Here is a 14,962-nt window from a genome sequence, read left to right as displayed (position 1 = left end):
TTGGTGCGCCGGGGGGGAAATGCCCCGGCCGGTGCGGTGTCGGTGAGGGCGGGGCTCGCCTTTGGCTCGTACCCACCCCCGGCCCCTCCCTTGCAGGGAGGGGAGGAAGGTCAGGCTGTTTCCAGGCTTTCCACGGTCAGCCGGTCGTTGGTGTAGACGCACAGCTCGCCGGCGATCTTCATCGCCTTGCGGCAGACCGTCTCGGCATCCTGCTCATACTCGTCGAGCGCGCGCGCGGCGGCGAGGGCGAAGTTGCCGCCCGAACCGATCGCGGCGATGCCGCCTTCCGGCTCCAGCACGTCGCCATTGCCCGTCACCACCAGCGTCACTTCCTTGTCGGCGACGATCAGCATCGCCTCCAGGTTGCGCAGGAACTTGTCCGTACGCCAGTCCTTGGCGAGCTCGACCGCCGCGCGCAGCAGCTGGCCCTGGTGCCGCTCGAGCTTGGCCTCGAGCCGTTCGAACAGGGTGAAGGCGTCGGCGGTTGCACCGGCAAAGCCCGCGATCACGCTGCCGTCACCCAGCGGGCGCACCTTGCGGGCGTTGGGCTTCATCACCGTCGGGCCCTGGGAGACCTGGCCATCGCCTGCGATGACGACTCGGCCGTTCTTGCGCACGGAGAGGATTGTGGTGCCGTGCCACACCATGTCGTTGCTCATGGGCGGCATGTGGGGACCGGGGTGCGGGGTTGCAATCGGGGCCGCGTGGAGATCGTTTCGGGAGCGCGTTGGTCGTGCTGCGGCGCGGAAGGTTAGGCTAAGGTTAGGCCAAGAACGGTTGTTGCGGGTTGGGCGGGCAGAGGCGAAAGAGCCGCAGCGGTGGCGCGTGGTACCCTGGGCCCCGGCCTTCGCCGGGGTACGAAGAAGGGAAGCATGGGGCACGTCCTTTCCTCGAGTACCCCGGCGCAGGCCGGGGTCCAGGGCCAGGATCGCAGCGGTTGCGTGTGGTACCCTGGACCCCGGCCTTCGCCGGGGTACGGGAGTGGGCGGCGTTCAGCGTTCCACCCCCTTGGCTTTTCCCCAGGCGCGGGCGGCGGTGTAGCCGAGGTAGCCGGTGCCGAAGAGGGCGTAGAGCTCTTCCGGGATGCCGCGGAGGTACGCCGTCATGCCGCGCGCGACCGCTTCGGCGAGGTCGGGGCGGAAGGCCGAGAGGATGCCCATCGGGATCGACCACAGCAGCAGCGCGTACATGACGTAGAGGAAGCTGGGCCGGGCGCGGCTGGTCCAGGGATCGTCGGACTGTGCCTCCGCGACGATGGCGGAGAGCTGGATGCGGGTCGCCTCCAGCTCGCGCAGGTTTTCCAGCTTCAGCAGCTCCAGCTTGGCCGCGTCGCGCGCCTTGGCGTCGGGAATGATGCGGTCGAGCAGCCCCGCGATCGGGCCGATCACGCCGTCGATGATGCTCATGTGCCTGTCCTTTGTTCGAGGTGTCGGACGGTGGAAGTCGAAGGGCGCGATCAGCCGAGCCGGTTGGCGAGCCAGCCGTAGAGGAACGCCTCGTTGGCCGGGCGCTGCTCGGCGAGGTCGAGGTAGCGGGCGCCCTGGAGCGCGTCGCAGGCCTTCACCAGCACCGCTTCGCCGAGCGTTCCGCGGCTGGCGAGAAAGGTGTCGAGCGCGGCCAGCGTCGCCGGGCCGATCGCACCGTCCACGCGCAGGTCGGCATAGTCGGTGGCGCCGCGGTTGAGCGCATTCAGCGCGCGCTGGAGGAAGCTCGTCGCCACCTTGGGCCCCATGTTGATGCCGGTGTCGAAGAGTTCGGCGGCGAGGTTGGGCGCGCGGGCGGCGACGTCGGCGAAGCGCGGGCGCTCCCAATAGAGGCGGCAGTAGAGGTCGGCGGCGACACTGCGCGGCAGCGTTCGCATCGGCCCATCATAGCCGTTGCGGCGTGCCACCGCCTCCGTCAGCCCCCAGCGGGTCGGCCCGCCGCGATCGGCCGGGTGGTCCACGAACCCGCCCTCGCGCGCGATCACTTCGTCGATCAACGTCTCGATGGTCATCACATCCTCCTGTGCAAGCAGGACGGTGAACCATATAGGTTCGAATTAGGAAAGCTCGTCGGCTCGATCTGGATCGGCGGTTTGCCTTCAAAGGGGAGGTGCAGGGGCAGCTTGACGAATCAACTACATTTGTAGTCAATGGTGGCGGCTCGATACACGCTCCGCATCGGAGCGATGGGGCCGCACGGAGGGGATGCCATGTTGCGAGCGTCAAATGCGTTGGGACGGGTCCTGCTGTCCGCGATGTCCTTGCTCATGGCCCCGGCCGGCGCCTGGGCTCGTGAGGATGCCGCGACGCCGGGATTGCCGGAAACGGGCGAGATCACCCTCTATCAGTCGCCGGACCGCGTCCTCGTCATGATGCGGGTGGCCGATGGCGACCTGATCCCGATGGTCTTCGACACGGGTTCGGACGGCGCCACGATCGAGCAGAATCTGGCCAAGCGTCTTCGGATGAAGAAGATCGGCCAGGTCCAGGCGCTCGACGGGACCACGGGCAAGACGGAGCTGCTGCCCGAGGTCTCGATCCCGGATGCCACGGTCGGCGGGCTGAAGGTGGGGGCGATCGAGGCGGCAGCATTCGCCTATGATCGTAACGACGCGATGGGGATCCTCTCGTCCGAGATGTTCACCCGGAGCCTGTTGTACCTGGACCTCGCCAACGATCGCGCGCTTCTCGTGCCGCGTACCAATACGCCGGCTTCGGCGGGAGCGCCGACGGACTATGTGGAGGGCATCCCCACGGTGGCGATCGTCCTGCCCGATGGCAGCACGCTGCCGGCGCATTTCGACACCGGCTACAACGCCGCGCTGAGCCTGCCGGTGTCGATGATGGACAAGGTGCCGTTGTTCGAGCCGGCGAAGATCGTCGGCAGGTTCAAGTCGATCAACACCGAAGGCCCTGTCTATGGTGGCCGGGTGCGGGGGACGATCAAGATCGGCCCGGTGACGCTGGAAAACCCGGACGTGTCCTTCCTGGGCGATCTGGCGAACATCGGCTTGCCGATCATCCGCCAGGTCACGCTGGTGATCGATGCGGCGGCGGACCGGAACTGGGTGCTCCCGGCCGGTGCGACGCCCGAGGGGGCGCAGTAGCGACGGGCGGCGAAAGACACGCCGGTCGGGATGCGCTAGGCCGTGCTTCCACACATCGCCAGGGAGGCGGCCATGCAGATTGCGGTTTTGACGTTCGACGGGTTCAACGAACTGGATTCGTTCGTCGCGGCCGCGATCCTGAACCGGATGAAGGCGCAGGGCTGGGCAGCGCACATCACCTGCCCGACCGAGCAGGTCACGTCCATGAACGGGGTCACCATCCAGCGCCAGAAGCCGCTGGCGTTCGCGGCCGAAGCCGATGCGGTGCTGATCGGCAGCGGCATCCGGACGCGCGAGATCGCCGCGGACGCCGACCTGCTCGGCCAGATCCGGCTCGACCCGGCCCGCCAGCTGATCGGGGCGCAATGTTCGGGCACGCTGCTGCTCGCCAAGCTGGGGCTGGTCGGCGACCTGCCGGCGTGCACCGACCTTACCACCAAGCCCTGGGTGATCGAGGCAGGGGTGCGAGTGATCGACGCGCCGTTCGTCGCGCACGGCAACGTCGCGACGGCGGGTGGGTGCCTCGCCTCGCAATATCTCGCCGCCTGGATGGTCGCGCGCGGGGCGTCGCTGGCCGATGCGGAGGCGGCGATCCACTATGTCGCCCCGGTCGGCGAGAAGGCGCCCTATGTCGAGCGTGCGCTGGCGGTGGTGGCGCCGTTCGTGGGCGCGGCGCCGGAGGCCGTAGCGGCCTGACCGGGCTTCACACGAACCAGGTCACCACCAGCGTCACCGTGCACAGGAAGGTGACGAGCGTCGTCGCCCAACCGAGGAAGTTGGTCCAGCAACCGTTGGTGCGCGCGCCCACGACCTTGCGGCTGTTGGTGAGCAGCATCATCAGCAGCAGGAGCGGGGGCACGGAGAAGCCCTGGACGATGCCCGACCAGACCAGCATCTTCATGGGATTGAGGCCGAGGAAGTTCATCGCCACGGCGAGGGCCGTGACGATGCCGATGATCGCGTAGAAGAGCTTGTTGTGGCTGGGCGCGTCGTGGAGGCTGCCCTCGCGCCCGATGCCCTGCACCACGTCATAGGCGGCGCCCGTCGTCATGATCGGCACCGCCAGGAAGCCGACGCCGACGACGCCCGCGGCGAAGAGATATTTCGCACCCTCGCCCGCGAGCGGCTCCAGCGCGGCCGCGGCCTGGGCGGCGCTGTCGATCTCGGTCTGGCCGGCGGGATGCAGGGTGAGGCCGGTCGACAGGATGATGAAATAAAGGATCAGGTTGGAGAAGATCATGCCGACCAGCACGTCGCGGCTGGTCCGCTTCATCTCGCGCCGGGTCGCGCCCTTGCGCTGCCACAGGCGCCGGCGGCCGATCGCGATCTGCTCCTCCACCTCCTGGTTCGACTGCCAGGTGTAGACATAGGCGGAGAGCGAGGTGCCGATGCAGGCGACCACCAGCGCGATGAACTCGGAGCTGAACGTGATGCTGGGCAGGAAGGTCGCGCGCAGGATCTCCAGCGGATCGGGGCGCGCGAGGATGGCGGCGGCGACATAGGCGAAGAGGACCAGCGCCAACCAGCGGAACACCCGGCGGATGAGCGTATAGGAGCCGAAATACTGGACGGCGAAGATGATGACGGCCGCGCCCAGCACGATCAGCGGCACGGGGATGGGCACGAGCAGGTTGAGCGCGGCGCCGATGCCGCCCAGGTCCGCCGCCGCCTCGATGATGTTGCCCAGGAAGGCGAGCGTCACCATCGGGTAGAGCACCCAGCGGGGGAACTGGTCGCGGATGCAGGCGAACAGCCCCTTGCCGTACACCTGGCCGATCTTCGCCGACAGATAGGTGACGACGTACATCATCGGCAGCAGGACCGGGGCGATCCAGAGGAAGCCCAGGCCGAAGCGCGCGCCGGCACTGGCATAGGTGCCGATGGCGGAAGGGTCGTCGTCCGCGGCGCCCGTCACCACGCCGGCACCGACCAGCTTCATCATGCCCGCGGGCGGCGGGGGTGCGTGGACCTGGGTATCGGCTTCGAGGGGTTCGCGGATGGGGTCGATCACGTTCGGCTCGTCAGTGGCTGGCGAGCGTCAACCGTTCAGCGCGGGCGCGGTTCACTGCAGGAGGCGAGAAAGGCGCCGGGACCGGAGGGGCGCTCCGATCCCGGCGTGGGCATCAGCCGCGCGGCTTGAGCATGCCGTGCATGCCGAGCCAGCTGGAGAAGGCGGAGAACCAGCCGGTGCTGGTGGTGCTCTTCTGGTACATGCCGAAGCCGTGGCCGCCCTGCTCATAGAGGTGGAACTCGACGGGGCGCTTGGCGGCCTTCCAGCTTTCGATCAGGCCGAAGCCGCTGTTGGCGAAGAAGGGATCGTCGGCGGCGAGCGCCACGAACATCGGCGGCGCGTCGGCGGGGACGCTCACCTCCGACAGCGGGCCGTAGATGAGGCCGATGAAGGCGGGCTTGGTGTCCTGCGCCGAAAGCGTGGTGGCGAGCGTGAGCATCGCCCCGGCGGAAAAGCCGACCATGCCGACGCGGTCGCGGTCGATGCGCCATTCGGGTGCGCGCTGGCGGATCAGGGCGAAGGCGGCGCGGGCATCGGCGATCTGCGGCGCGAGGGCGGCCATCGCGTCCGCCGGGTTCGGCCGCGGCGGGCGCGCGGCGGTGGCCGAGAACATCTCCGCCATCGAGCGTTCGAAGGCGGGCATGTCCGCCGGCGTCTGGTTGAGGCGGTACTTCAGGACGAAGGCGGCGACGCCCTGGGCGGCAAGCGCGCGGGCGACGTCCCAGCCCTCGTTCTCCATCGACAGGGTGCGGAAACCGCCGCCCGGGGTCACGATCACGGCAGCACCGGTCGCCTTTGCCGGATCGGGCAGGAAGGGGGTGAGCGTCGCCTCCGTCACGTTGCGGGCGAAGACGCTGTTGTACTGGCTGTGCCAGGATTCCTTGGCCTTGGCGCCGGGCAGCGGGCCGGTCTTGAGCGGGATCGCATTGGGCTGGGCCGGGATGGGGATCGGAGTCATCCGGTCCTCCTGCGCCTGGGCCGGCGCCGCGAGCAGGCAGGCGGCGGCGAGCGCCACCGCGGCCGGTCGCAGATACGCGCGGCCGATAGCGCGCGCCCAACGGGTGTTCCTTGTTGTCGTCATGGCATCCCTCTCCCTGTTTTGGACGTGCGATCAAGCTTTCATCCGGGCGGGACAGGTCAGCGTTGCATCCGAAGAAGAACAGCGGCGCTGCCGGAGCTCTGATGCGAAACTAAGTTGTTTATTGTGGATGTTGGGATTGGCTCTCAACTTCCACGAACTTGCCTGTACTCGCCCGGATTCGCTCCTGAACTTGTCGCGGGCATCGTACAGGCAGGGCGGGTGATGCCAAGTCGCGGGCGGTTCCTTTTGTCGAACCGCCCGTGAGGCCGTGGGCGTCAGGCGCCGGGGACGGGGAGCGGCTGGACGGTGTCCGCTTCGAAGCTGCCGATCGGGTAGGCGCAATAGTCGGCGGCGTAATAGGCACTCGGGCGGTGGTTGCCTGAGGCGCCGAGGCCGCCGAACGGCATGTTGGCGGCAGCCCCCGTGGTGGGCCGGTTGCGGTTGACGATGCCGGCGCGCGACGCATCGAGGAACGCCTGCCACTGGCCGGGGTCGCTGCTGACGAGGCCGGCGGAGAGGCCGAAGGCGGTGGCGTTGGCGGCCGCGATCGCCGCCTGGAAATCGGGAACGCGGGTGACCTGGAGGACGGGGGCGAACACCTCCGCATCGGGCACCGCGACGCCGGTCACGTCGAGGATCGAGGGGCTGACGAAGGCGTCGCTGCGGCCCTCCACCCGATCGAACGGACGGATCGTGCGGGCGCCAGCGGCGACGAGCCGATCGACCGCGGCGTGCGCGCCGGTGGCGGCGGCGGCGGAGACCAGCGGGCCCATGAAGGCGTCGCCTTCCTCGTCCCAGGCGGCGATGCGGATGCGGGCGGTGAGCGCGTCGAGGGCGTCGACGATGGCGTCGCCCATCGCACCCTGGGGCACGATCAGGCGGCGGGCGCAGGAGCAGCGCTGGCCGGTGGTGACGAAGGCGGAGTGGACGATGATCGAGGCGGCTTCCTCGGGTGAATCCCAGACGATCAGCGGGTTGTTGCCGCCGAGTTCGAGCGCGAGGATGAGGTGGGGGCGATCGATGGTCGCGCGCTTGAGCGCGGCGCCGGCACCGGCCGAGCCGGTGAACAAGAGGCCGTCAATGTCGCAGGCGACCAGTGCCTCGCCGGTCTCGCGCGCGCCCTGGACGCAGGTGAGGACGCCGGCCGGCAGCCCTGCTTTTTCCCACAGCGCGACCATGTGCGCGCCGACGGCGGGGGTGACCTCGGACGGCTTGAACACGATCGTGTTGCCGGCGAGCAGGGCAGGGACGATGTGACCGTTGGGGAGATGGCCGGGGAAGTTGTACGGCCCGAGCACCGCCATGACGCCATGGGCACGGTGGCGCAGCACGGCGCGGCCGAAGGCGGTTTCGCTGGCGCGCTCGCCGGCGCGCTCGGCCTGCGCGGCGATCGAGACGGCGACCTTGCCGATCATCGAGCCGACCTCGGCGCAGGTTTCCCACAGCAGCTTGCCGGTCTCACGCGAGAGCAGCGCTGCGAAATTCTCGCGATCGGCCTCCAGCACCTCGGCATAGCGGCGGACGACGGCGATGCGGTCTTCCAGGGCCGCGTTGCGCCAGGCCGGGAGCGCGGCGCGGGCGCGGGCGACGGCGGCCTCGCATTCCGCAGGCGTGGCGGCGGCGCCTTCCCAGACGGTGGCACCGGAGGCGGGATCGATCGAGCGGAACGTTGTCATCAGGCACTCATCCGGATCAGGTCGCCTTCGCGCAGGCGGAGCGCGTCGGCGGTGGCAGGGGCGATTACCAGCGCCGCACCATCGGCACGCGCGGGCGCGCGGGTGGCGCGGAAATCGACGACGGCGGCGGTGGAGAGCAGCGCGGGCGCCGCATCCGCCACCTCGCCGACCGCCAGGCGGAACGTCCGGCCGCTGCGCACGGTCGCCAGCGTGTCGCGCGCGCAGGTGACGGTCGGCCCGCCGTCGAAGATGTCGACCAGCCCGGAACGCTCGAAGCCTTCGCGCTCCAGCAGCGCCAGCGCCGCTTCGCCGTCGCGGTGGACGCGGCCGATGGCGTCGGAGGCGGCGCGGTCGATCAACTCGACATAGATGGGGTGGCGGGGCGCCAGATCCAGGATGAACTGGCCGTCGGTGGCGGTGACCATATGGTCGGCCTGTTCGAAGGGCAGGCGGTAGAATTTGCTCGAGACCCCCTCCCAGAAGGGCGAGGTGTCGTCGGCGTCGAACCAGCCGCGCAGTTCGGCCATCACCGTATGCGAGAAGCGGATCGGCTCTGCGCCGATCAGCATGTAGCGGGCGCGCGCGAGCAGGCTGCCGCCGCCGCCGCCGCGCAGCCGCGGGTGGACGAACAGCGAGCCGACCTCGGTCCAGCCGCCGCATTCGTTGACCAGCACCAGCGCCTGGTGGTCGAAGCGCGTGCGTGCCGCTGGCGAATATTGCGCCAGGGTCACGATGCGGAAGGAGAAGTGCGGGCGGGTGAGCCCCACAGCCGCACGCACGCCGGCGACGCCGAGCACCTCGCCCGTGTCGCTTTCCTCCAGCATCAGCGTGTACCAGGCCTCAGCCGGGGCGACGGTGCCGGCGAAGCTCTCCTCCGCCAGCGCCAATCGTTCGGCGAGTACGTCGTCATTCTCGGGCAGGCTGGTGAAGCCGCGGCCGGACAGGACCGCGAGCTCCTTCAACGCAATCAAATCCGCCGGTCCGGCGGGTCGTACCACCAGCATCAGGCCGCCTGTGCCACCTGTGCACGGACCGTCTCGCAGGCGAGCGCGAGCCGGGTCACCGCCTCCGCCGCCTCTGCATGGCTCAAGTTGAGCGGCGGCAGCAGGCGCACGCAATTCTCACCGCCGCCGGCGACCAGCAGGCCGTGGTCGCGCGCAATCCCCATGAACTCGCGGTTGTTGGGGATCATGCGCAGGCCGATCAGCAGGCCCTTGCCGCGCACGTCCTGAATCACGTCCGGATAACGGGCGGCGAGGTCGATCAGCTGGCGGCGCAGGTCCTCCGCCACGTCGCGGGCGTGAGCGAGGGTGTTGGGATTGGAAATTTCGTCGAATGCGGCGAGCGCCACCGCCATGGCGAGCGGGCTGCCGCCGAAGGTGGTGCCGTGGACCCCGGCGACCATGCCGCTGGCGGCGTCTGCGGTGGCGAGGCAGGCGGCGACGGGATAGCCGCCGCCCAGCGCCTTTGCGACGCACATGATGTCGGGCTCGGCGCCCTCGAACCACTGGTGGGCGAACAGGCGGCCGGTGCGGCCCATGCCGCTCTGCACCTCGTCATAGATGAGCAGCACGCCGTGGACGGTGCACAGGCGGCGCAGCTCGGTGAGCCATTCGCCGGTCAGCGCACGCGCGCCGCCTTCGCCCTGCACGGGCTCCACGATCACGGCGGCGGTGGTGGGGCGGGCGATCGCTTCGGCCAGAGCGGCTGCGTCATCGAGGGTGAGCTGGATATAGCCCGGCAGGCGCGGCCCGAAACCTTCCGTGTAGGACGGGTTTCCGGCGGCGTTGATCGCGCCATAGGTGCGGCCGTGGAAGGAGCCGGCAAAGCCGATCACGTCGATCCGCTCCGGCGCACCCTTGGCATAGTGATAGCGGCGCGCGGTCTTGAGCGCGCATTCGACGCTTTCGGTGCCGGTGCTGGCGAAGAACACCACGTCGGCGAAGGTGGCGGCGGTCAGCCGCTCCGCGAGCGCTTCCTGGCCGGGCACGCGAAAGATGTTGGAGACGTGCCAGAGGGTGTTCGCCTGCTCGGTGAGCGCAGCGACGAGCTTGGGATGGCAATGGCCGAGCGCGTTGGTGGCGATGCCGGCGACGCAGTCGAGATACTGGCGACCCTCGGTATCCCACAGCCAGGCGCCCTGGCCGCGCGCGACGCTGAGCGGTGCGCGATTATAGACGCCCATGAGGTGGTCGGTCATGCCCTGTCTCCTTGAACGGGATCGTGGAAGTCCACCCGGCCGACGGGCACGGGGGCGAGGAGGCGCTGAACGGCGCCGGAAAGACTGCGCACCGGTCCGGGCACCAGTTCGGTGTACCAGGCGGCGTTGGAGGGCCCGATGCCGTGTTCGGCGCTGAAGCTGCCGCCATATTCCTGGACCACCGCGCGGAAGACGGTGGCGCGGGCGGCCTCCGCCACGGCGGGATCGAAGGGGCCGGCTTCCGGTGGCCACACCAGGTTGAAGTGCAGCCCGCCGTCGCCGACGTGGCCGAAGTCGTGCAGGCGCAGCTGAGGGGCGATCGCCTGAACCCGTGGGGCCACGTCGCGGCGGAAGCGCATGACGTCGCCACGGCGGAGCGCGATGTCGCAGGCGACGACCTTGCCCGAGGCGCGCAGCCCCTCCGGCACAGCGTGGCGGATCGCCCAGAGATCGTCGCGGCGATCGAGCATCGCATCGACGACCGCGCCGCGCTCCATCCAGGGGGCGAGGGTGTCGCCGAGGCGCTCCTCCAGCCATTCGACGTCGAAGGCGGCACCGGCGGACAGCTCGACCAGCACGGCATAGGCAGGGCGCTGCCCGGCGAACGGGTCGCGCAGGCGCGGGACATGGGTAAGGGCGGCGTCGAGCGCGGGGGCGGAAATGCCCTCGAACGCGGTGAGCAGTGTCCCGAAGCTGGCCTCGAGTGCGACCAGCAGGTCGACGGCGGTCTCGTCGCGGTCGAGCGCGAGCATGGCGGTGACGCGGGTGGGGGCGAGCGGCGAGAGCGCGAGCGTGGCGCGGGTGACGACGCCGAGCGCACCCGAGCTGCCGACGAGCAGCTGCTTCAGGTCGATGCCGGTGTTGTTCTTCCACAAGGGCGCGCCGAGCTGGAGCACGCGGGGCTCGGCTTCCGAGGTCACCACCTCGAGCGCGAGCAGGTTGCGGCGGACGTCGCCGTAGCGGAGCAGCCGCGCGCCGCCGGTGTTGGCGCCGATCATGCCGCCGATCGACGGATCCGCCCCCAGGTCGATCGGGAAGCTCAGGCCATGCGGCAGGGCGGCGGCGTTGAGCGCGGAGAGGCGCACGCCGGCGTCCACCTCTGCCGTACGGTTGACGGGATCGATCGCGGGTGTGCGGGCGAGCCGATCGAGGTTGAGGACGAGCAGGTCCGCGTCCGCGCCCGGGATGCCGGCCGCGACCAGGCCGGTGCGGGCGCCCTGCGGCACCACGCGCACGCCGGCGGCATGGGCGGCGCGCAGCACGGCCGCGACCTCCTCCGCAGAGGTCGGACGCACTACGCCGAGCGGCTGGCCGGTGACGCCGCGGCCGTCGCTCGCATAGCCGGCGAGGTCGCCCGGGTCGGTCAGCAGGTGGGCGGGGCCAACCGCGTCGCGAAGTGCCCGGGCGAGCGCGTCGTTCATGCGGCCCGGGTCATGGCGAAGATGCCGGTCGCGTTGGCGCTGTCGAACGCGAGGTCGAGGCTGCCGTCGTCCTTCGCGTGGCGGGTGATGAACTCGTAGAAGGAGCCCGGCACGGTGCGGCGGACCTGCTGGCCTTCGGCGTCCACGAACAGGCGCTCGACGGGATCGGCACGGAAGGCGGTTTGGCGGACGCGGCCGCTGGCGGAGATCTCGACGCGCTCCTTGATCGGCCAGCCGCCGTCGCGCAGCGTATCGGACAATGCCTCCACATCGGCGACGCGGTCGGTCGCGTGGTTGAAGGCGTTGCCCTCGGTCGCGATCCAGGCGGCTTCGCCGGACTGGGCGAGCAGCGCCTCATAGTCGGCGACGGTGACGTCCCCGTGCTGGCGATCGAAGGCGGCGGCGATGCGCGGCAGCGCGGGCTCGGCATCGGCATAGGCGACCGCGCCATCGCGGGCGAAGCCGTCGAGCACGGCGACATCGGCGGGGGTGAGCGGATCGATGGAGGTGCCGAACACGCGGGCGGCGGCCTCGGCGAAGGCGTCGTCGAAGCGCTCGACGTGCAACTCGCTCACGAAATACTGCGGGATCGTCTCCGGCAGATCGCGGTGGCAATAGGCGTGGCCGGTCATCTTGAGCGCCGGCAGCGGGTAGAGGCTGGCGACGGCATAGCCGAGCGGCTCGAGGATGCGGGCGAAGGCGTCCTGGCCGGCGGGAAGCGCGCCGGTCGGGCCTTGCGGGAAGCGGATGGTGCGGAGCGCGCCATGGTCGAACAGGATGTGCCCGCCGGCGGCGCGCCGGTCGGCGACATAGCGGGCGCCGCTCGGCACGCGCGCCAGCAGGTCGTCGAACAGCACGGTCGCGAGCGCCATGGCGAAGACGGCGCGGGGCACGCGATCGCCGGTGACCTCGGCCAGTTCGGCCGGGACGACCAGGGCGTCGAACGCCGCCTCGGTGCGATCGCCCAGCACGTTGCGGACCAGCCGCGCCAGCACGCTATCATTCTCAATGCGCATGAACGTTCCTCGCTCCAGCCAAGCGTTCACCTCTACGCCGGAGCCGTGCTAGCGCAAACGCAAAGGAGTCATGTGCTGATGAGCGATGGGAATGAGGGGCGCCGGCTGCTGCCGCCGATGGCCGCGCTGAACAGCTTTGCGGCGGCGGCGCGGCTGGGCGGCTTCTCCCGCGCGGGCGAGGCGGTGGGGCTGACCCAGAGTGCGGTGAGCCGCCAGGTCGCGCTGCTGGAGGACTGGGTGCAGGCGCCGCTGTTCGACCGGGCCGGGCGGCGGGTGACGCTGAACGCGCAGGGGCGCGCCTATGCCGCGGAGATCGCGCCGGCGCTGGAGCGGATCCGGCGGGCGACGGCACGGGTCGCGGGTGGACGGCCGACCAACACGCTCGACATCGCGACGCTGCCGAGCTTCGGCATGCGCTGGCTGGCGCCGCGGCTGCCGCGGCTGACCGCGCGCCATCCGGAGCTGGTGGTGAACCTGGCGGCGCGGACCTATCCGCTGGAGATGGTCGAGGAGCGGTTCGACGCGGCGATCGACTTTGGGCGGCCGGAGTGGCCGGGGATGGTGCACGAGCTGCTGTTCCGCGAGGCGGCGATCCCGGTGTGCGCGCCCGCGTGGCTGGCGCAGAACCCGATCCGCGAGGCGGCGGACCTGCTGGGCAAGCCGCTGCTGTTCCAGACCTCGCGCCGCGGGGCGTGGGACCAGTGGCTGCGGGTGGCGGGGGTGGAGGCGCCGCCGGTGCCGTCGGGGCCGAGCTTCGAGCATTTCCTGATGCTGGCGCAGGCGGCGGCGGCGGGAGCGGGGGCGGCGCTGGTGCCGAGCTTCCTGATCGGGCCGGAGCTGGAAAGCGGCAGCCTGGTGTGTCCGCTGTCGATCCCGCTCACCAGCGACGACGCCTATTATCTGGTGCGGCCGGAAGGGGTGGAGAACCCGGCGCTGGAGCGGTTCTGCGACTGGATCGTGGAGGAGGCGCGGGGGGCTGGAGCGGCGTGAATCAACGCTGGAGCTTGGTGGCGAGGATGACGGAGGAGGTGGTGCGCTCGACGCCCTCCAGCTCGCCGATGGCGTCGAGCAGGTCGTTGAGGCGGTTGACGTGGGGCGCCTCGACGATGGCGATCAGGTCGTATTCGCCCGAGATCGCGTAGAGGCCGGCGACCTCCGGCATGGTGACGAGCCGGTCCTGGGTGGCGTGGGTCGCCTTGGGAAACAGCTTGATCATGACATGGGCGCGGATCAGGCGGCGGTCGTAATCCTCGCCCAGGCGGACGGTGTAGCCGAGGATCGTGCCCTCCCGCTCCAGCCGCTCGATGCTGCTGTAGACGGCGGTGCGCGAGACGCCGAGCGCCGCCGCCAGTTCGGAGACGTTGCGGCGGGCGTCCTCGCGCAGGAGCGCCAGGAGCTGCGGGTCGATTTCCTCGGGCCGCATGGTCAGCGCGGGCCGGGGGCGTCGCGCAGCACGCCGCGCTCGACGCGGGCGATGCCGTCGAAGGCGGGAGCGGTGACCTGCAGCGTGTCGAGGTCGAGCACGCTGTCGGGGCCGATGCCGGTCACGCGGACGCCCGTCCAGTCGAGCGGCTGGCCCGGCTGGAGGGTGGGTCGGGTGGTCGGCTGGACCAGCCAGCCATGGCCGCCGGGCGGCGACAGCAGGCGGGCGGTGCCGTCCGCCTCCACGCAGAGCGCAGCGCCCTCGTCGACGCCGAGGCCGACGGCCTTCGGGTCCTTCTGCCGCGCCTTGGCGACGAAGGCGAACAGGCGGCCGAGCCGGTCGCGCCGGGCGAAATGCGTGTCGGTGACGACATGGGCGAGGCGCGGCATGTGGAGGAAGCCGGTCACCAGCGTGACGGCGGGGCCGGCGGGGTCGGCGAGCGCTTCCGGGCTGTCGATGCTGCCCCCGTCCATCGCGCCATAGGCGGTGCCGCCCAGGATCGCGAGGCCGGCGCTGGTGCCGCCGATCGGGCGGCCCTTGCGGACATGGGCGTCGAGCGCGCGGGCGACGGGCGTGTCCTTCCAGAAGCGGACGTAGTTGGCCTGGTCTCCGCCGGCGATAAAGATGCCGTCGGCGCGCGCGAGGATGTCGAGCACGCGCGCATCGCTGGCGGCGACGCGGCTGCGGAAGACGAGCGTCTGGACCGAGGCAACGCCGCCGACCTGGTTGAAGATCTCCTCGCCGGCTTCCCCCTCTCCCGAGGCGCGCAGCACGACGATGTGGCCGTGGCCGGCGCGCTCGGCAAACCAGCGGAAGGCGCGATAGTCCCAGTCGCCGCCCCCGACCAGCATCAGCGCGGGCGCGGTGGGCGCGGGCGTCTTCGCGCTCCGGTCGCCGATTTCATAATAGCTGTAGCCGCCAGGTGCCGCCCAGGTGGACGCCGGCAGCAGCAGCGCCAGCAGCGCGAATGCGATTCGGGACCATGCCCCCCAACCCCCGCTTTTCAATTCGTTCGCTCCTGCCGAACATATTGCATTTTTGTT

15 protein-coding genes are annotated in these 14,962 nt (G+C 70.4%); 3 read left to right on the top strand and 12 right to left on the bottom strand.

Annotated features, from left to right (window positions below; translation table 11 throughout):
- Positions 1-110: 110 nt before the first annotated feature.
- The 3 genes from hslV to EDF69_RS15350 all read right to left on the bottom strand — a co-directional run bounded on the left by hslV (position 111) and on the right by EDF69_RS15350 (position 1,996).
- Positions 111-659, bottom strand: a complete 549-nt coding sequence (gene hslV, locus EDF69_RS15360; protein WP_132883090.1) for an ATP-dependent protease subunit HslV — start codon at positions 657-659, stop codon at positions 111-113.
- Positions 660-992: 333 nt separating this feature from the next.
- A complete protein-coding gene (locus tag EDF69_RS15355; RefSeq protein ID WP_125961618.1) occupies positions 993-1,406 on the bottom strand; it encodes a holin family protein in 414 nt (137 codons plus the stop codon).
- A 50-nt stretch (positions 1,407-1,456) separates the two neighbouring features.
- A complete protein-coding gene (locus EDF69_RS15350) occupies positions 1,457-1,996 on the bottom strand; it encodes a glycoside hydrolase family 108 protein (RefSeq protein ID WP_132883091.1) in 540 nt (179 codons plus the stop codon).
- Between the two features lie 255 nt (positions 1,997-2,251).
- Between EDF69_RS15350 and EDF69_RS15345 the strand changes: the two genes are divergently transcribed.
- Positions 2,252-3,091: an aspartyl protease family protein gene (locus EDF69_RS15345; RefSeq protein ID WP_204991399.1), complete on the top strand. Its 840-nt coding sequence runs from the start codon at positions 2,252-2,254 to the stop codon at positions 3,089-3,091.
- A 72-nt stretch (positions 3,092-3,163) separates the two neighbouring features.
- Positions 3,164-3,787, top strand: coding sequence for a DJ-1/PfpI family protein (locus EDF69_RS15340; RefSeq protein ID WP_132883093.1), 624 nt, complete (start codon positions 3,164-3,166; stop codon positions 3,785-3,787).
- A 7-nt stretch (positions 3,788-3,794) separates the two neighbouring features.
- Here the strand turns inward: EDF69_RS15340 and EDF69_RS15335 are convergent, their stop codons facing one another.
- From EDF69_RS15335 to EDF69_RS15305, 7 genes are all read right to left on the bottom strand, one after another.
- Positions 3,795-5,102, bottom strand: a complete 1,308-nt coding sequence (locus EDF69_RS15335) for an Nramp family divalent metal transporter (RefSeq protein ID WP_339538622.1) — start codon at positions 5,100-5,102, stop codon at positions 3,795-3,797.
- A 112-nt stretch (positions 5,103-5,214) separates the two neighbouring features.
- Complete coding sequence (locus EDF69_RS15330; protein ID WP_132883094.1) at positions 5,215-6,183, bottom strand: alpha/beta hydrolase; 969 nt, start codon at positions 6,181-6,183, stop codon at positions 5,215-5,217.
- A gap of 275 nt (positions 6,184-6,458) precedes the next feature.
- Positions 6,459-7,859: a succinylglutamate-semialdehyde dehydrogenase gene (gene astD / locus EDF69_RS15325; protein WP_132883095.1), complete on the bottom strand. Its 1,401-nt coding sequence runs from the start codon at positions 7,857-7,859 to the stop codon at positions 6,459-6,461.
- The gene (locus EDF69_RS15320) at positions 7,859-8,863 is read right to left on the bottom strand and encodes an arginine N-succinyltransferase (protein WP_132883096.1); all 1,005 of its coding nucleotides are present in this window, start codon (positions 8,861-8,863) and stop codon (positions 7,859-7,861) included. Before EDF69_RS15320 ends, astD begins: the two co-directional genes overlap by 1 nt.
- Positions 8,863-10,059 (bottom strand): aspartate aminotransferase family protein, encoded by a 1,197-nt coding sequence (locus EDF69_RS15315; RefSeq protein ID WP_132883097.1) that lies wholly within the window; start codon positions 10,057-10,059, stop codon positions 8,863-8,865. Before EDF69_RS15315 ends, EDF69_RS15320 begins: the two co-directional genes overlap by 1 nt.
- Positions 10,056-11,480: an FAD-binding oxidoreductase gene (locus tag EDF69_RS15310; protein WP_132883098.1), complete on the bottom strand. Its 1,425-nt coding sequence runs from the start codon at positions 11,478-11,480 to the stop codon at positions 10,056-10,058. Before EDF69_RS15310 ends, EDF69_RS15315 begins: the two co-directional genes overlap by 4 nt.
- On the bottom strand, positions 11,477-12,496 hold the full coding sequence (locus EDF69_RS15305; protein ID WP_132883099.1) for a 2-oxoadipate dioxygenase/decarboxylase family protein: 1,020 nt from the start codon (positions 12,494-12,496) through the stop codon (positions 11,477-11,479). The genes EDF69_RS15310 and EDF69_RS15305 overlap by 4 nt, the downstream gene beginning before the upstream one ends.
- A 78-nt stretch (positions 12,497-12,574) precedes the next feature.
- Here EDF69_RS15305 and EDF69_RS15300 point away from each other — a divergent pair, with 78 nt between their 5' ends.
- Positions 12,575-13,486, top strand: coding sequence for a LysR substrate-binding domain-containing protein (locus EDF69_RS15300; RefSeq protein ID WP_132883100.1), 912 nt, complete (start codon positions 12,575-12,577; stop codon positions 13,484-13,486).
- A gap of 1 nt (position 13,487) precedes the next feature.
- Here the strand turns inward: EDF69_RS15300 and EDF69_RS15295 are convergent, their stop codons facing one another.
- Complete coding sequence (locus EDF69_RS15295; protein ID WP_125959929.1) at positions 13,488-13,919, bottom strand: Lrp/AsnC family transcriptional regulator; 432 nt, start codon at positions 13,917-13,919, stop codon at positions 13,488-13,490.
- A 2-nt stretch (positions 13,920-13,921) separates the two neighbouring features.
- On the bottom strand, positions 13,922-14,926 hold the full coding sequence (locus EDF69_RS15290; protein WP_204991398.1) for a cyanophycinase: 1,005 nt from the start codon (positions 14,924-14,926) through the stop codon (positions 13,922-13,924).
- Between the last annotated feature and the right edge of the window lie 36 nt (positions 14,927-14,962).

The organism is Sphingomonas sp. JUb134 (assembly GCF_004341505.2).
Lineage (GTDB): Bacteria > Pseudomonadota > Alphaproteobacteria > Sphingomonadales > Sphingomonadaceae > Sphingomonas.
The sequence above is the reverse complement of the archived record's forward strand: the minus strand, read 5'-3'. Positions and strand labels throughout refer to the sequence as shown.